Annotated in this window: 14 protein-coding genes; 5 read left to right on the top strand and 9 right to left on the bottom strand. The window is 70.5% G+C overall.

Translation table 11 applies throughout. The features are described 5' to 3' along the window. Positions 1 to 82: 82 nt before the first annotated feature. Together ACIP6U_RS14615 and ACIP6U_RS14610 are read right to left on the bottom strand one after the other, a co-directional pair. Positions 83 to 2,305 carry an MMPL family transporter gene (locus tag ACIP6U_RS14615; protein ID WP_401716528.1) on the bottom strand — a complete coding sequence of 741 codons (2,223 nt, stop codon included), beginning with the start codon at positions 2,303 to 2,305 and terminating at the stop codon, positions 83 to 85. A 166-nt stretch (positions 2,306 to 2,471) separates the two neighbouring features. Next, on the bottom strand, positions 2,472 to 3,074 hold the full coding sequence (locus tag ACIP6U_RS14610) for a TetR/AcrR family transcriptional regulator (RefSeq protein ID WP_401716526.1): 603 nt from the start codon (positions 3,072 to 3,074) through the stop codon (positions 2,472 to 2,474). A gap of 214 nt (positions 3,075 to 3,288) precedes the next feature. On the opposite strand from ACIP6U_RS14610, the gene ACIP6U_RS14605 reads away from it, so the two are divergent. Further along, complete coding sequence (locus ACIP6U_RS14605) at positions 3,289 to 6,531, top strand: S41 family peptidase (RefSeq protein ID WP_401716524.1); 3,243 nt, start codon at positions 3,289 to 3,291, stop codon at positions 6,529 to 6,531. A gap of 154 nt (positions 6,532 to 6,685) precedes the next feature. Here ACIP6U_RS14605 and ACIP6U_RS14600 read toward each other — a convergent pair whose 3' ends face one another. From ACIP6U_RS14600 to ACIP6U_RS14585, 4 genes are all read right to left on the bottom strand, one after another. Continuing rightward, positions 6,686 to 6,859 carry a hypothetical protein gene (locus tag ACIP6U_RS14600; protein WP_401716521.1) on the bottom strand — a complete coding sequence of 58 codons (174 nt, stop codon included), beginning with the start codon at positions 6,857 to 6,859 and terminating at the stop codon, positions 6,686 to 6,688. An 88-nt stretch (positions 6,860 to 6,947) separates the two neighbouring features. Beyond that, the gene (locus ACIP6U_RS14595; protein WP_401716518.1) at positions 6,948 to 7,832 is read right to left on the bottom strand and encodes an SDR family oxidoreductase; all 885 of its coding nucleotides are present in this window, start codon (positions 7,830 to 7,832) and stop codon (positions 6,948 to 6,950) included. Beyond that, positions 7,829 to 8,785 carry an alpha/beta fold hydrolase gene (locus ACIP6U_RS14590; RefSeq protein WP_401716515.1) on the bottom strand — a complete coding sequence of 319 codons (957 nt, stop codon included), beginning with the start codon at positions 8,783 to 8,785 and terminating at the stop codon, positions 7,829 to 7,831. Before ACIP6U_RS14590 ends, ACIP6U_RS14595 begins: the two co-directional genes overlap by 4 nt. After that, positions 8,782 to 10,341: a flavin-containing monooxygenase gene (locus tag ACIP6U_RS14585; RefSeq protein ID WP_401716512.1), complete on the bottom strand. Its 1,560-nt coding sequence runs from the start codon at positions 10,339 to 10,341 to the stop codon at positions 8,782 to 8,784. The genes ACIP6U_RS14590 and ACIP6U_RS14585 overlap by 4 nt, the downstream gene beginning before the upstream one ends. 163 nt (positions 10,342 to 10,504) lie before the next feature. Here ACIP6U_RS14585 and ACIP6U_RS14580 point away from each other — a divergent pair, with 163 nt between their 5' ends. The 3 genes from ACIP6U_RS14580 (at position 10,505) to ACIP6U_RS14570 (ending at position 13,408) form a co-directional block, all read left to right on the top strand. Further along, on the top strand, positions 10,505 to 11,125 hold the full coding sequence (locus tag ACIP6U_RS14580) for a MerR family transcriptional regulator (protein WP_401717002.1): 621 nt from the start codon (positions 10,505 to 10,507) through the stop codon (positions 11,123 to 11,125). Positions 11,126 to 11,163: 38 nt separating this feature from the next. Further along, the gene (locus ACIP6U_RS14575) at positions 11,164 to 11,976 is read left to right on the top strand and encodes an SDR family oxidoreductase (protein WP_401716509.1); all 813 of its coding nucleotides are present in this window, start codon (positions 11,164 to 11,166) and stop codon (positions 11,974 to 11,976) included. Positions 11,977 to 12,073: 97 nt separating this feature from the next. After that, positions 12,074 to 13,408 (top strand): recombinase family protein, encoded by a 1,335-nt coding sequence (locus ACIP6U_RS14570; protein ID WP_401716506.1) that lies wholly within the window; start codon positions 12,074 to 12,076, stop codon positions 13,406 to 13,408. A gap of 44 nt (positions 13,409 to 13,452) precedes the next feature. Here the strand turns inward: ACIP6U_RS14570 and ACIP6U_RS14565 are convergent, their stop codons facing one another. After that, positions 13,453 to 14,256 (bottom strand): exodeoxyribonuclease III, encoded by an 804-nt coding sequence (locus tag ACIP6U_RS14565; protein WP_401716503.1) that lies wholly within the window; start codon positions 14,254 to 14,256, stop codon positions 13,453 to 13,455. Positions 14,257 to 14,326: 70 nt separating this feature from the next. Between ACIP6U_RS14565 and ACIP6U_RS14560 the strand changes: the two genes are divergently transcribed. Continuing rightward, the gene (locus tag ACIP6U_RS14560; protein ID WP_401716500.1) at positions 14,327 to 14,809 is read left to right on the top strand and encodes a GNAT family N-acetyltransferase; all 483 of its coding nucleotides are present in this window, start codon (positions 14,327 to 14,329) and stop codon (positions 14,807 to 14,809) included. A 6-nt stretch (positions 14,810 to 14,815) separates the two neighbouring features. Here ACIP6U_RS14560 and ACIP6U_RS14555 read toward each other — a convergent pair whose 3' ends face one another. After that, complete coding sequence (locus ACIP6U_RS14555; RefSeq protein WP_401716497.1) at positions 14,816 to 15,484, bottom strand: response regulator; 669 nt, start codon at positions 15,482 to 15,484, stop codon at positions 14,816 to 14,818. Then, the gene (locus tag ACIP6U_RS14550; protein WP_401716494.1) at positions 15,457 to 16,749 is read right to left on the bottom strand and encodes a sensor histidine kinase; all 1,293 of its coding nucleotides are present in this window, start codon (positions 16,747 to 16,749) and stop codon (positions 15,457 to 15,459) included. The genes ACIP6U_RS14555 and ACIP6U_RS14550 overlap by 28 nt, the downstream gene beginning before the upstream one ends. Positions 16,750 to 16,903: the final 154 nt, after the last annotated feature.

The following is a 16,903-nucleotide window of genomic DNA, read 5'->3' as shown; positions in this document are numbered from 1 at the left end:
CCGAACCCGGGGTGTAGCGCACTACACCCCGCGGGTTCGAGAGGCCGCCGTGACTACCTCCGAGCCGAGCCCTTCAAGATCTCTAGGCCCGGACCAGCTCCTTCTTCTCGTCCGGATCCGCCTTCGCGTCCGCGTCGGACAGCGCCTTCAGGCCCTCGCCCTCCACGTCCACGTTCGGCAGTGCCCGGTCCAGCCACTTCGGCAGCCACCAGGCCCGCTTCCCGAGCAGCGCGAGGACCGCCGGCACGATCGCCATGCGGACGATGAACGCGTCGAAGAAGACCGCGATCGCGAGGCCGAAGCCGATCATCTTGATCATGGACTCGCTGGAGCCGATGAAGCCCGCGAAGACCGCCATCATGATCACCGCCGCGGCCGTGACGACCCGCGCGCCGTGCTTGAAGCCGGTGACGACGGCCTGGCTGGCCTTCTCGCCGTGGACGTAGGCCTCTCGCATGCGGGTCACGAGGAAGACCTCGTAGTCCATCGCGAGGCCGAAGACCACGCCGACCATGAAGATCGGCATCATCGACATGACCGGGCCGGTCTCCTCCACGCCCAGCAGGCTCGCGAACCAGCCCCACTGGAAGACCGCGACCACCGCGCCGAGCGCCGCCATGACGGAGAGCAGGAAGCCGAGGGCCGCCTTCAGCGGGACCAGGATCGAGCGGAAGACCACGATCAGCAGGAGGAAGGCGAGGCCGACCACCAGGATCAGATACGGGATCAGCGCGTCGTTCAGCTTCTGCGAGACGTCGATGTTCATCGCCGTCGTGCCGGTGACCAGCACCGTCGCGTCGGTGTCGGCCTTGATGTCGGCGCCCGCGTCACGGATGGAGTGCACCAGGTCCTCGGTCGTCACCGACGAGGGCTTGGAGTCGGGGACGACGGTGATCGTCGCCGTGTCGCCGGCCTTGTTGAAGTTCGCCGGGCTGACCGACTGGACATCCCCCAGGCCCTTGATGCGGTCGCGGACCTCGGTCACCGCCGCCTTGGGGGCGTCGCTGTCCTTGGCGTCGACCGCGATCATCAGGGGGCCGTTGAAGCCGGGGCCGAAGCCGTCCGAGAGGAGGTCGTAGGCCCGTCGCTGGGTGGTGGACGTCGGCTGGGAGCCGTCGTCGCCCAGGCCCAGTTCGAGAGAGCCCGCCGGGATGGCCGCGGCGCCGAGGCCGACCACGCCGAGCAGCAGCACGGCGATCGGACGCCGTACGACGAAGCTCGCCCAGCGCGTGCCCATGTTGGGCTTGTCGGCCTTCTTGGCCGCGCGCGCCCCGCCCAGGAACCTGCTCTTCTGACCGGCTGGCTTGATCTTGCGGCCTGCGTAACCGAGCAGCGCCGGGATCATGGTCAGCGCGATGAAGACCGCGATGGCGACGGTGCCGGCGGCCGCTACGCCCATCTTCGTCAGCATCGGGATGTTGACCACCGACAGACCGACCAGCGCGATGACCACCGTCAGGCCGGCGAAGACCACCGCGGAGCCCGCCGTGCCCACCGCTCTGCCGGCCGCTTCCTCTCGATCTCTGCCGTCGGCCAGTTCGGCTCGATAGCGGGAGACGACGAACAGGGCGTAGTCGATGCCGACCGCGAGGCCGATCATCATCGCGAGGGTGGAGGTCGTCGAGCCGAGGTCCAGTGCGCTGGCCAGGCCGGTGATGGCCGAGACGCCGATGCCCACGCCGATGAGGGCGGTCAGCAGCGGCAGTCCGGCCGCTATCAGCGAGCCGAAGGTGATGACGAGGACGACGGCCGCGACCGCGATGCCGATGATCTCGGTGGATCCGGTCTCGGGCGTGGTCTGGAGGGCGTCACCGCCGACCTCGACGGTCAGCCCGGCGTCCTGCGCCTGCTTGGCGGTGTCCTCCAGGGCGTCCCGCGAGGAGTCCTTGAGCTCCATGCCAGAGACCTTGTAGCTCACCGACGCGTAGGCGATCGTGCCGTTCTTGCTGACCGCGTTCGACTTGAACGGGTCGGCGACGGAGGTGACCTCCGAGCCGTCGGCCAGGTCGTCGACGGCCTTCGTCACGATCGCCTTGTTGGCGGAGTCGGAGATCTTCTCGCCGGCCGGCGCCTTGAAGACGACGCGTGCGGTCGCGCCGTCGGCACTGGTGCCGGGGAAGCGCTGTTCCAGCAGGTCGAAGGCCTTCTGGGCCTCCGTGCCCGGGACGGAGAAGGAGGTCGTCCCCGCGGCCGGGGCGCTGGCCGCGCCCACTCCCACGAGGGTCAGCAGTGCCACCCAGAACAGGGCGACGAAGTGCCGTCGCCTGAAGGCGAACCGGCCGAGTCTGTAGAGGATCGTGGCCACGAGGGCGGTCTCCCGGTCAGGTCGTGTGGTGGTGCAGGGCAGGGGTGATCAACCCGGCGGGGGGGGGGGCAGGGGTGATCGTCCCGACGACTTGAGCGGTGACGTCAGGTGGTGAGGTGCTGCAGTGGGTACGGGGAAGGGTCAGCCGACGAGGTTGTGCCAGGGATCAGCTGGTGGGTACACCGAGGGCGGGGAGGACCACGGCGTCGATGTACGAAACGAGGAAGTCCTGGGTGGGCGGCTGGTCTTCGAGCAGCGCCCGGGTCGCGAACCCGCCGACCATCATGTGCACCACGAACTCCAGCGCGGGACAGTCCTCGCGGACCTCGCCCCGGTCGATGGCACGCCGGATCATCAGGTTGAAGCCGGTCATCTCCGGCTCGACCAGCTGCGCCCGGAAGGCACGGCGCAGATCCGGGTTGTTGTGCATCGCCATGGCGACGCCCCGCATCAGCGACGAGTTCTTCTCCAGGGTGCAGTCGTCGTCGACCCTGATGGAGGCGTGCAGGTCCTCCCGGAGCGAGCCGGTGTCGATGCCCTCGCCGTGATCCGGCTTGGTGTGCTTGATGGCTCGTACCACCAGCTCGGCCTTGCCGCCCCACTGGCGGTAGAGCGTGGCCTTGCTGGAACGGGTGCGGGCGGCGACGGCGTCCATGGTCAGGGCGTCGTAGCCGACCTCACGGAGCAGGTCGAGCACGGCCTCGTAGAGCTCGGCCTCACGCTCGGGCGTGATCCGACTGCGACGCGCCGTTGCGACAACCTCGGTCATGCCTCTCACCTTCTCACTCCGCGTGCTTACTCGTTCGTACAACCATGAAGATACCCCGAAGCCGAGCGAAACGAAACCGTTTCGTACGTGTGCTGGGTCACGTGTGTGAAGAATCCGTAAGAGGGACCCGCCACGGGACCCGCCACGGAGGCCTGTGAAAGTTCGGACCGGTTCACGAGTTGCTGGTACCCATCCCCCGGAAAAGCATGGGGAGGTGAGCTATCTGCGCCTGCCTCATCTCAGCGGTGATCTGTTGTGCTTCGTGGCCGAGGACGACCTCTGGCTCTCCCCGCTCGACGGCCGGGAGCGCGCCTGGCGGCTGACCGTCGACCGTACGAAGACCGGGCACCCCCGCTTCTCGCCCGACGGCCGGCAGATCGCGTACACGAGCTGGCGCAGTCTGGTGCCCGAGATCCACGTCGTGCCGGTGGACGGCGGGCCCGGGCGGCAGCTCACCTACTGGGGGTCGGCCGACACCCAGGTCTGCGGCTGGGACCCGGACGGCACGATCCTCGCCGTCGCCTCGCACGGCGAGCCATTCTCGTACTTCACCTGGGCCTACAAGGTCGCCACCGACGGTGACCCGGGGCGCAAGCTGCCCTGGGGCCCGGTCTCCGACATCCAGGTCGCCGACCTCGACGGCGACCGCAAAACCCTGCTCCTCACCGGCACCCCGCCGCACGAACCGGCCGCCTGGAAGCGCTACCGGGGCGGCGCCACCGGCCGCCTGTGGCTGCACGGCGAACGGCTGCTCACCGACCTCGGCGGCCACCTCGACTCCCCCATGTTCGTCGGCGGCCGGATCGCCTTCCTCTCCGACCACGAGGGCGTCGGCAACCTCTACTCCTGCGCCCACGACGGCTCCGACCTGCGCCGGCACACCGACCACGACGCCTTCTACGCCCGGCACGCGGCGAGCGACGGCACCCGCGTGGTGTACCAGTGCGCGGGCGACCTGTGGATCGTCGACGACCTCGCCGCGGGCTCCGAGCCGCGCCGCCTGGAGGTACGGCTCAGCGGGCCGCGCGCGGGCCGGCGCACGTACCAGGTCCCGGCCGCCCAGCACGTCGACGGTCTCTCGGTCGACGAGACGGGCCGCGCGAGCGCCGTCGTCGTCCGCGGCAGCCTGTACTGGCTGACCCACCGCGACGGCCCCGCGCGCACGATCACCGACACCCCGGGCGTACGGGCCCGGCTCCCGGAGATGCTCGGCTCGCTCGGCCAGGTCGCCTACGTCACCGACGCCGAGGGCGAGGACGCGGTCGAGATCGCCTCCCTGCCCCGCGCCAGCGGCGACCGCGAACCGCGCCGGCTGGCCTCGGGCGAGCTGGGCCGCGTCCTGGAACTGGTGTCGGACGCCAAGGGCGAGCGGCTCGCGATCGCCTCCCACGACGGCCGCGTACTCCTCATCGACGCGACCGAGGACTCCAACGGGGAGGTCACCGAGCTGATCCGGTCCATCAACGGGCCGGTGCGCGACCTCGCCTTCTCCCCCGACGGGGCCTGGCTCACCTGGTCGCACCCCGGCATCGGCCGCTCCCTGCGCCAGATCAAGATGGCCCGCATCGCGGGACTCACGGGCGGCGAGCGGCTGATCGTCGACGTGACCAACGGCCGCTTCGAGGACGAGAACCCGGTCTTCACCAGGGACGGCCGCTATCTCGCGTTCCTCTCCTGGCGCGGCTTCGACCCGGTCTACGACGTCCACACCGGCGACCTCTCCTTCCCGCTCGGCTGCCGCCCCTACCTGGTCCCCCTCTCCTCCGCCACGCCCTCCCCGTTCGCGCTGAGCCCCGAGGGCCGACCGGCCGCCGGCGGCCTGGACCCCGTCGAGGACGAGGGCGCGGACGGCGCGGTGACCGTCGAGGTGGAGGGCCTGGAGAGCCGGGTCACCCCCTTCCCGGTCACCGCCTCCAAGTACTCGGCGCTGTACCCCGTCGCGGGCGGCGGCCTGGTCTGGCTGCGCTGGCCGATCTCGGGCGCGCTCGGCGAGACCTTCGCCAACCCGGACGACACCAGCGGGCGGCCGACCCTGGAGTACTTCAACATCAGCAAGGCCAAGAAGTCCGAACTGGTCGACCACCTCGACTGGTTCGCGCTCAGCGGCGACGGCACCCGGCTGGTCGTGGTCGACGAGGACGAGCTGCGGGCCGTCCCCTCCACCGAGTCCGGCGACCTCGACAGCACGGTCTGGATCGACCTGCGCCGCATCCTGCACGAGGTCGACCCGCCCGCCGAGTGGCGCCAGTCCTACGCGGAGGCCGGCCGCCTCATCCGCGCCTACTTCTGGGACCCCGGGATGTGCGGCATCGACTGGGACGCGGTCCTCGACCAGTACCGCCCACTGGTCGAACGGGTCGCCTCCCCCGACGAGTTCGCCGACCTGCTGCGCGAGGTCCTCGGCGAACTGGGCACCTCCCACGCATACGTCACCCCCGCCCGCCGCAACGAGGGCCCGCCCCACTACCAGCGCCGCCAGGGCCTCCTCGGCGCCAACTTCGTGCGCAGGGACGAGGGTTGGGCCGTCCACCGGATCCTCCCCGGCGACTCCTCCGACTCCAAGGCCCGCTCCCCGCTGGCCGGCACCGGCATCCGCGAGGGCGCCGTCCTCACCCACGTCGACGGCCGCCCGGTGGACCCGCTGACCGGCCCGTATCCCCTCCTCGCGGGCGCCGGCGGCACGACCGTCGAGCTGACCTTCACCCCGGCGGAGGGCGAGGCCGGCCGCGCCCGCCGGGTCGCCGTCGTCCCCCTCCTCGACGAACGCCCCCTGCGCTACCAGGACTGGGTGGCCAAACGCCGGGCGGTGGTACGGGAGTTGAGCGGCGGTCGCTGCGGCTATCTGCACATCCCCGACATGGGCGGCTCGGGCTGGGCCCAGTTCAACCGCGACCTGCGGATGGAGGTGTCCCGCCCGGCACTCCTGGTCGACGTGCGCGGCAACGCGGGCGGCCACATCAGCGAGCTGGTGGTCGAGAAGCTCACGCGCGTGATCCTCGGCTGGGACCTGACCCGCAACGCGCAACCGGTGTCGTACGCCGGAAACGCTCCCCGGGGCCCGGTGGTGGCCCTCGCCGACGAAGCGACGTCTTCCGACGGCGACATGATCACGGCGGCGTTCAAGCTGCTCAAGCTGGGCCCGGTCGTCGGCCAGCGCACCTGGGGCGGAGTCGTCGGCATGACCGGCCGCCACCGCCTGGGCGACGGCACGATCATCACGGTCCCGATGAACGCGGCCTGGTTCGACGCGTACGGCTGGGGCGTGGAGAACCACGGCGTCACCCCCGACCTGGAGGTCCTCCGCACGCCGCTGGACTGGGCGGAGGGACGCCATGTCCAACTCGACGACGCGATCCGACTGGCCGTCGAGCTACTGGAGACCCGGGCCCCGGCGACGCCGCCCGACTACTCGACGGTCCCGGACCGGTCGAGGCCGAAATTGCCGCCACGAGAGTAATCGGGGCAGGCGCCGACTCCCGTGCTCTTAGGGGCGCGGGGAACTGCGCGACCAGCCCCCACGAACCCGCACCCGACAACGCACCCCACACGGCAACGCGAACGTGGGGCGCCCCAACACACAGGGCACCCCACGTTCGTAGGACAAGCCAGACTTAGGCGTCGAAGTCCTGGTCCTCAGGCTGCCGCCGCTCCGGCTCTTCCTCGCGCCCGGCGCTACGCTCCGAGTCCTCGTCGCGCCCAGCGGAGCGCCCCGCCTCGTCCATCTTCTTCTTGGCCTGGTCCTGCCACTCCTGCGACTTGTCCTGGAACTGGTCCTTCATACCCATGTGGGTTCACTCCCGTATCGAGTGGGGGGAACGGCCCTTGACCGGGCCTCGACCAGATTCACACGCCAGGACAACCCGCGCATTTCGATCAGTCACGGTGCGTAGCGCGAGCCTCCTCGTCGGCCGTCCCACCCGCGCCCACGAGCCCGTTGCGCATGCCGTCCAACCGGGATCCGAACCGCTTCATCTCCCGTTGCCCGACGGTGCCGATGACCCCCGGCAGATACCCGCGCACGCCCTGCATCCCCCGCAGCCACCACTGCCCGTACACATGACTGGACCGCCGCTCGATCCCGGCGACGATCCGGTCGACGGCCGGGCCCAGCGGATACGTCTTGTTGGACGGCCACGGCAACCGCTGCCGCAGCTCCCGCATCACCTCGTCCTGGTCCGCCCCGCGCACCATGTCGGTGTCGGTCCAGGACAGATACCCCACCCCGACCCGCACGCCCTTGTACCCGACCTCGGCCCGCAGGCTGTGCGCGTACGCCTCCACACCGGACTTGGAGGCGCAGTACGCGGTCATCATGGGCGCCGGCGTCATCGCCGCGAGGGAGGCGATCTGGAGCAAGTAGCCCCGGCTCTCCATCAGTTGGGGCAGGAACGCGCGGGCCGTCACCGCCGACCCGATCAGGTTCACCTCGATCACCCGCCGCCAGGCGTCCGGATCGGAGTCGACGAACGGACCGCCCGTCGCCACACCGGCGTTGGCGACCACGATGTCGATCTTCCCGAACCGCTCCTTCACCTCCCGCGCCACCCGGGCCATCGCCTCGTGGTCCGTGACGTCGGCGAACCAGTGGTCGCTGTCGCTGTGCAGCCGCCCGGAGACCTGCTTGAGGGCGTCCGGCTCAAGGCCGACCAACGCCACCTTCACCCCGCGCGCGGACAGCTTCCGGGCGAGCAACTCCCCGACACCCCGCGCCGCTCCGGTGACGACGGCGACCTGTCCTTCGAGACCGACCCTGCTCATGCGCTCTCCTTAGTGGCCGTGTCGGACGTATCAACTGCCCTGGCGGTACCGGCTGTCACGTACGTCGTCACCAGCTCCCGGATCCGCCCGCTCACCGACTCCGGCGCCTCGACCGGCGTCATGTGCCCGAGCCCCGCCAACTCCGTGCTGCCCACGCAGTTCGGCAGCGCGGCGACCAGCGCCCGTGTGTGCACCGGCGGTGTCAGCCGGTCGGCCGTCCCGCACAGCACGGCCGTCGGTACGCCGATCTCCCGTACGCCGTGGTCGAGTTCGAGGAGATCCAGCACCCGCGACCACGCGTACCGCGCCTTGGGCGGACACGCGAGCACGATCCGCGCGACCGCCTCCACCATGTGCGGCGCCGAACCCGCGCCCATCGTCCCGTACTTCACGATCCGGCGGGACAGTGGCGTGACCGGTCCGAGCGGTCCCCGCGCGCCGAGGATCTTCTTGGTCAGCCAGGTCCGCAGCTTCCCCGCCCGGATCGGCAGGACGGTCGACTCGGCGACCAACCGCGAGGAACCGGTGCTGCACAGCAGGACGGCGACGGCGTGTTCGCGGAACGCGGGGCGCGTGGCCGCCGCCATCACCGTCATGCCACCCATGGAGTGACCGGCGATCACGGCCTGCCGGCCGGGCGCGAGCGCCGTCTTCAGTACGGCTTCGAGGTCGTCGGCGAGGGTGTCCGTACTGCACGACGGGCTCGCCGGGCTGCGTCCGTGGCCGCGTTGGTCGTAGGCGATGACGCGGTGATCGGCGGCGAGGTCGCGGATCTGGGCCGCCCAGAAGGCGGTCGAGCAGGTCCAGCCGTGCGCGAGCACGACGGCGGGGGCGTCCTCGGGGCCGTGGAACTCGACGTGGAGCCGGGAGCCGTCGGCGGAGACGGCGGTCACCTCACGGACGGGGACGGGCGGGGCGTAGGGACCGGCGGTGACGTGCATCAGACGGCTCACGCGGAGACCTCTTTCCTGGGGCCCTTGCCGGCGCCCTTCTTGGCGGAGACCGCCTTCTCGGCGGGAGCACCCCGTGCGGGTTCGGCCGACGGCCGGACGACGTCGTACTCCGCCAGATCCACCCGCCGCGTGGCCCGCCGGAACTCGGTCGTCGTACCGGGCCAGACCGTGGTGTTGCGGCCGTTCGCGTCGAGGTACCAGCTGGTGCAGCCGCCGGTGCTCCACACCGACCGCTCCATCCGCTCCTGCACGCGCCGGTTCCAGGCGTGCACCGCGGCGGGCCGGGCGTCGAGGGCCGCTTTGCCGCCGAGGACGTCCAACTGCCGCAGGTAGTCCGCCATGTAGTTCAGCTGGGACTCGATCATCAGGATCATCGAGGAGTTCCCGAGGCCGGTGTTGGGCCCGATGATGGTCATCCAGTTCGGGAAGCCGGCCGCGGACGCGCCCCGCAGGGCCTCCATCCCACCCGTCCACGCCTCGGCGAGGGTCTTGCCCTCGGCGCCCACCACGCGGTCGGCGATCGGCATGTCGGTGACGTGGAAGCCCGTACCGAAGACGATCGCGTCGACCTCGGTCTCGGTGCCGTCGGCGGCGACGAGGGTGGAGCCGCGCACTTCGCTCAACCCACTGCTGACGACGTCGACGTTGGGCTGGGCGAGCGCCGGATAGTAGGTGTTGCTCAGCAGGATCCGCTTGCAGCCGATGCGGTAGTCGGGGGTGAGCCTGGCGCGCAGGGCCGGGTCCTTGATCGCGCGGGCCATGTTCCGTTTCGCCAACTGCTCGACGAACCCGAGCTCTTCGGGGTGCTTGGTGAAGGCCTGGACCTGCAACTCCCTGATCCCCCACAGCAGTCCGCGGCGGGCCTTGGTGGTGAAGGGCAGCGCGCGGTGCAGCGCCCGCTCGGCGCCGCTGATGGCGCGGTCGGCGCGGGGCATGACCCAGGGCGGGGTGCGCTGGAAGAGGGTGAGCCGGCCGACCCGCGGCTGGATGGCGGGCACGATCTGGATGGCGGAGGCGCCGGTGCCGACCACGGCGACGCGCTTGCCGCGCAGGTCGTAGTCGTGGTTCCAGCGGGCGGAGTGGAAGACCTCGCCGGGGAAGGAGTCGAGCCCCGGGATGTCGGGCGTCCTGGGATCGGACAGGGGCCCGGTGGCGGAGACGACGACGTCGGCGGACAAGGCCCCCGCACTGGTCTCGATGTCCCAGCGCAGCTTCTGTCCGTCCCAGGTCATCTTCTTGACCTCGGAGTTGAAGCGGAGGTGGGGCCGCAGGTGGAAGACGTCGGTGACGTGCTCCAGATAGGCCCGGATGTGCTCCTGCCCGGAGAAGGCGCGCGGCCAGTCGGGATACGGGGCGAAGGAGAAGGAGTACAGGTGGGAGGGCACGTCGCAGGCGCACCCCGGATAGCTGTTGTCCCGCCAGGTGCCCCCGACGCTGCCGGCCCGCTCCAGCACGACGAAGTCGGTGATGCCCTCGCGCCGCAGCCGCACGGCGGCCCCGAGCCCTCCGAAGCCGGACCCGACGACCACCACCCGCACATGTTCCTGTTCGGCCATGCCGATGCCCTTCCCTGCGCGACTCTGCCAGTGAACACTGGCACAATCGGAGCGTAGAGCAGCTCCGTACTCATGGGTAGGGGTCGGCGGAAGGAAAGTTACCGCCGGTACGACATAGGCTCACGACGTGACAGCGGCCGAGGGACGACGAACCGAATACCGCATGGAGGAGCTGGCCGAGAAGGCCGGCATCACCGTGCGCACCCTGCGCTTCTACCGCGAGCGCAAACTGATCCGGCCACCCCGCCGCGAGGGCCGCATCGCCTGGTACGACGAGCACCACCTGGCCCGCCTGCGCACCATCTCGACCCTGCTGGAACGCGGTCACACCCTCAACGGCATCGCGGAACTGGCCGACGCCCTCGACCACGGACGGGACGTGGCCGACCTCCTCGGCGTCGGCGGCCCCACCGAGGAGGAGCCGGTCCGCCTCACCCCCGAGGAACTCGCCGCCCGCTTCGAGGGCGAGGTCACCACGGAGAACCTCGCCGCCGCCATGGAACTCGGCTACCTCGGCACCGACGGCGACGAGATCGTCCACATCAGCCGCCGCCTCCTGGACGTCTCCTCCGCCCTGGTCCGCGAGGGCATCCCCCTCGCCGACGTCCTGGCCGCCGGCAAACAGGTCCGCGAACACGTCGACATCCTGGCCGAGATGTTCGCCACCCTGGTCCTACGCCACGGCCCGGAAGAAAACCTCCAACGCCTGCGCCCGCTGGCGAGAAGCGTGGTGGAGGCGGAACTGTCACTGGCGTTGGACCGACGGTTGCGGAAGCGGGACTGAACTCGACGCCCTTTGAACAGGGGGCGGTTGGGGGGCACGTGACAGTCTTGATCATCGGAGGCAACGGGTTCCTGGGCGCCGAACTGGTCCACCGGTCGACAGCGGCCGGCCACGCGACGGACGCGACCTTCACGACCAGGCCCGGCAGCGCTCCGGGGATCACCTGGCACGCCCTGGACCTGCGGGACGCCGAGCGCGTCGCAGCCGTGGTGGCCGCGGTCGGCCCGAGCCTCGTCGTCAACGCGACGAGCGGCGGACCCGACTGGGCGATCACGGCCGAGGGCCCTGTCCATCTGGCGATGGCCGCGGCGAAGCACGGCTGCCGCCTGGTCCACGTATCGAGCGACGCGGTGTTCTCCGGCACCCGCGTCCACTACGACGAGTCCTGCCTCCCCGACCCCGTCACCCCCTACGGAGCGGCAAAAGCCGCGGCGGAGACGGGTGTTCGCCTCGTCCATCCGGACCCCGTCGTCGCCCGTACGTCGCTGATCATCGGCGACCTGCGGTCCGTGCACGTACGCGCGGTACACGACCTCGCGACCGGCACCCGAAAGGGCGTCCTGTTCACCGACGACATCCGCTGCCCCGTCCACGTCACCGACCTGGCCGCCGCCCTCCTGGAACTCGCAGCATCCGACGCACACGGCATCCACCACCTGGCAGGAACCGACGCCATGAGCCGCCACGAACTCGGCACGCTCATCGCCGGGCGCGACGGACTCGACGCGTCCCGCCTACCGGCGCGCGGGACTTCCTTGCCGTGGGGGCTTGAGCGCTTACCGGAGATCGGAGAGCAGAGTGACCTTGTAGCCCCGATTCACTCCATCGGGGCACTTTCACCCAAAACGTAAACGGACTCGGGTTCGCACTCCGACAGTGAGATCGAAAAGGCCCCGGCGGCTGTTCCAGCAGCCCCGGGGCGCGGCCGACACTTCACGGAGCGCCGACATGTCCAAGGCTAGTCCTCAGCCGTCGCAACCGAGTTCGCCTTCTAACGAACGCCGGCGAGCGCTGGGAGCCGTACGTCTCAGCACCCTGACCCAAGTCACCACCTCGCCCGGAAGGCAGCGTGCGTCAATCCGGCTGTGCACCGAGCGTCTGGGCTTCACACTGATCGCCGAAGCGACAGATCTCGGGGTGTCCGCGCGCACGATTTCTCCCTTCGAGAGGCCGTCCCTGTCGTCTTGGCTGCGGCGACCACACGAATACGACGCCATCGTGTGGTCACATGTGGACCGCGCCGTAAGATCCGTCAGCCATATGTCCGAGTTGATCGAGTGGGGCCACAAGCAGGCGACGACACTCGTGTTCGCGATGCCCGAGGAACAACGGCCGCTCGTAGTCACTCCACAGGTGGACGGCGACACCGTCCGCCACTGCATGAATCTGGCGTACGCCGCCGAACAGGAAGCTCGTGCCATCTCCGCTCGTCTCACCAGCGCCCACGAAGTACTGCGTGCGACAGGCCGATACGGCGGCGGCCTTGTCCCCTTCGGGTACAAGAAGGCCTCGCATCCCTCCGGTATCGGCTGGTGTCTCGCTCCTGACCCGGAGACCGTCACCGTTGTACGCGCGATTGTGGACGACGTGCACTCGGGGCTTTCTCTCGTCGCCATCGCCCGCAAGCTCGAAGCCGCATGCGTTCCGGTGCCACGCGATCGCCACGCCCAGCTTCAAGGACGCCCCACGGGTGGGCGGCGCCACGGGCGGGACTTCGAACGATTCCGCTGGACAGCAGGCAGCTTGTCCAAAATCCTCCGCACGCCGGCGCTGATGGGGCACCGGGTGCACAAAGGGAAGACCGTCCGGGACGCTGAGGGCACTTCCGTGCTGATCGGTCCTCCTCTGCTCACCGAGGAAGAATTCGGCGCTCTCCAAGAGGTCCTCGACACCCGGTCGAACGGGATTCACCCCAAGCGCCGGGAAACGTCTCTGTTGATCGGAGTCGCGCACTGCGCCGGGTGTGGAGGCCGCATGTACTTCGCCACGAGGACGGCCTACGCCTACGGCGACTACGTCTGCCGTGCTTCTGCCCGCGGCACGACATGTCCCGCTGCTGCCGCGATCCGCGCCAGCTGGCTGGACGACTACGCCGTCAGCCGCTACCGCGAAGTGTTTGCCACTGACGCCGAGGTGACACGGGAGCAACTCCTCAAGGACGGCGTTCGAGTCACGGTACGCAAAGGACGACCTGGCGGTGGACCGGCCCGACTCGCCGGTCCAGACACCTCACGGCTGACGTTCACCGTCGACGGCTCCCTGCCCCATCAACACCTACGCTGAGACGAGCGGGGCGTGCGGATCCTGTGCGCCCCGCATCATTCTCCTCACAGGTCGAATACTGCTGTTACGGGAGCGTGGTCCGACCATCGTTCCTGGTGGCTGGCCGCACGCTCCACGTACCCCTTGACCGCCCGCTTGGCGAGCCCAGGAGTCGCTACGGCGAGGTCGATCCTCCAACCTGAATCGTTCTCGAAGGCCCGCCCCCGATAAGACCACCACGAGTACGGCCCCTCCACCTCCGGATGCAGAGCCCGCACCACATCGACGTACCCCCCGTCCGCCGCGTCGAAGACCTGGGTCAGCCACGCGCGTTCCTCCGGGAGGAAGCCGGAGCTTTTCTGGTTGGCGCGCCAGTTCTTGAGGTCGGCCGGCTGGTGGGCGATGTTCCAGTCGCCGCAGACGACGACCTCGCGGCCGTCGGCGGCGGCGCGTTCGCGCAGTTCCTTGAGGTAGGCCAGGAACTCGCCCATGAAGCGGACCTTCTCGTCCTGGCGGTCGGTGCCGACCTCGCCGGAGGGGAGGTAGAGGGAGGCGACCGTGACACCGGGCAGGTCGGCCTCGACGTACCGCCCGCTCGTGTCGAACTCCGCCGACCCGAAGCCGACCCGGACGCGGTCGGGCTCGCGGCGGGTGTAGAGCGAGACACCGGCGCGGCCCTTCACGGCGGCCGGCGCGTGCACGACGTGCCAGCCGTCGGGGGTGCGGACGTGTTCCGGCAACTGCTCCGGCTCGGCGCGCACCTCCTGGAGGCAGAGCACGTCGGCGGAGGTCCCGGCGAGCCACTCCACGAAGCCCTTCTTCGCGGCGGCACGCAATCCATTCACGTTGGCGGTCGTCACAGTGAGCACGCGGGAACGATACCGGCACACTGGGGACAGTCAGATGCCCCACTCTGTGCATAGGTGTACGATCTTCGACATGAATATACGCCGGGTCCCCTTCGACCACCCCGACGCCGTGAAGCTGAACGACCAGGTCCAGGCCGAGTACCACGTCCGCTACGGCGACGGCGGCGACGCCACCGTCATGGACCCGACGCACTTCGAACCGCCCAACGGCGTCTACCTCATCGCGTACGACGAGGACGACAGCGCGATCGCCACCGGCGGCTGGCGCGCCAAGGACGCCAACGGCGAGGGCAACCTCGACGGCGACGCCGAGCTCAAGCGGATGTACGTGGTCGAGCGGGCACGGGGGTTGGGGCTCGCCCGGCGCATCCTGGCCGCGTTGGAGGAGGACGCGCGCGTGGCGGGGCGGCGACGGATGGTTCTGGAGACCGGGACCAAGCAGCCGGAGGCGATCGCCCTGTACACGTCGAGCGGGTACGAGCCGTGCGAGAAGTTCGGCTACTACCGGTTCCACGAGGACAGCCGGTGCTTCGCCAAACCCCTGAACCCGTAAGGGTGTTCACGCCCTGAGATACGCCAGCACCGCCAGCACCCGCCGGTGCGCGTCGTCCGCCGGTGGCAGGTCCAGCTTGGTGAGGATGCTGCCGATGTGTTTGCCGACGGCCGCGTCCGACACCACCAGCGCCCGCGCGATCGCCCCGTTCGACTTCCCCTCCGCGATCAACGCCAGCACCTCCCGCTCCCGCGCGGTCAGCCGAGCCAGCGGATCACGGCGCCGGCGCAGCAACTGCCGCACCACCTCGGGGTCCACGACCGTGCCACCGTCCGCCACGTCACGGAGCGCGTCCACGAACTGCTCGACCTGCCCCACCCGGTCCTTGAGCAGATACCCGACCCCGGTCCCGTCCCCGGAGTCCAACAGCTCGGCCGCGTACGCCCGTTGCACGTACTGACTCAGCACCAGCACCGGCAACCCCGGCCGCTCCGCGCGCAGTTGGAGCGCCGCGTGCAACCCCTCGTCCTGGAAGCCGGGCGGCATGCGTACGTCCGTCACGACCACGTCCGGCCCGTCCGGACCCTGCGCGGCGACCGCCGTGAGCAGCGCGTCCGCGTCACCGACGGCCGCGACGACCTCGTGCCCGAAGCGCGTGAGCAGCCCGGTCAGTCCGTCCCGCAGCAGCACGCTGTCCTCGGCGAGGACTACCCGGAGCGGTCGGTCGGTCGGCAAGGGATCTCCACACGCAGCAGGGTCGGTCCGCCCGGCGGGCTGGACAGGGTGAGTCTGCCATCGAGCACCGACACCCGGTCGGCGAGCCCGGTCAGCCCGCTGCCGGCCCCCGGCGAGGCGCCCCCGCGCCCGTCGTCCCCGATCCGCAGCACCAGCCGCCCGCCCTCGTACTCCCCACCCACCTCGGCCCGGCGCGCCCCGCTGTGCCGGGCGACGTTGGCGAGCGCCTCGCAGACGACGAAGTACGCGGCGGACTCGACCGCCCCGGGCAACCGCCGTCCGTCCAGGCCGAGTTCGAGGTCCAGGGAGAGGTCGACAGGCACCGGACTGCGGTCGGCCGCGTCGGCGACGGCGGCCTCCAGTCCGTAGTCGGTGAGCACCTTGGGATGGATGCCGTGGATCAACTCCCGTAGCTCGGCGAGCACTTGTCCGGCCTCCTCGTGCGCCTTGGCGAGTTGCTCGGCGAGCGGTCCCGGCGGGGCGTCGAGGCGGGCGAGCCCGAGGGTCATGGTGAGGGCGACGAGCCGCTGCTGAGCCCCGTCGTGCAGGTCGCGCTCGATCCGTCGGCGCTCCGCCTCGAAGGCGTCCACCAACCGCACGCGGGAGCGCACGAGTTCGGTGACCCGCACGCTGTCCTCCGCACGGACCGGCGGCGCGACCATGGCACGCGCGAGTTCGGCACGCGCTCCCGCGAACACCCCCAGCGCGTACGCCCCTGCCGCGAGCAGCACCACCCCGAGCGCGGCGACCGCGAACGCCCCGGGCAGCGTGTCGACGGCCCACACCTTCACCACCTTCGCCTCGCCCTGGACACCGACCAGCACGGGCGCGGCCACCAACTGCCCCGGCACCCCCACCGCGAGGACGACCACCAGCACGTCGAGCGGCCACAGCACCACCCCGACCAGCACGGCGTACGCCAACTCCCGCCAGGTCGCCGCCTCCCGCAACCGCGTCGACAGCCACGCCCCCAACCCCGCCCGCTCCGGCACCCGATGCCGCCCGGCGGGCTCCGCACGGACCCCCACCAGCCGCAACCGCCACCGTTCGACCGCGGCCACGGGTATCCCGGCCAGCACGGTCAGCCCTAGCAGCGGCAGTCCGACGAGTACGACGGCGAGGGCGCCCCCGAGCACGGCTCCGCAGCCGATCACCACGAGGACGACGATCCCGAACAGCGCCCCGCTGCCCAGGTACGCCAACGCCCGCCACGGCCACGCCGACCACAGGTACCCGCGCCCTCGGAGCGCCCGCCACACAGTCATGAGGATCACGGTAGGAGCGACGGGCGCGCCGGGCCATCCGTCCTGGGCGAGGCCGGGAGGTATGCCTGGCCCTACCCCAAGTCTCGTCCCTGCCGCAGTGATCGACCGGCCCGTCCCGCGGTTCGCTGATCCCACCTGCCGACGACGGTCGTAC

It is taken from the genome of Streptomyces sp. NPDC088794, from assembly GCF_044750545.1.
Taxonomy (GTDB): Bacteria; Actinomycetota; Actinomycetes; order Streptomycetales; family Streptomycetaceae; genus Streptomyces.
The sequence above is the reverse complement of the archived record's forward strand: the minus strand, read 5'-3'. Positions and strand labels throughout refer to the sequence as shown.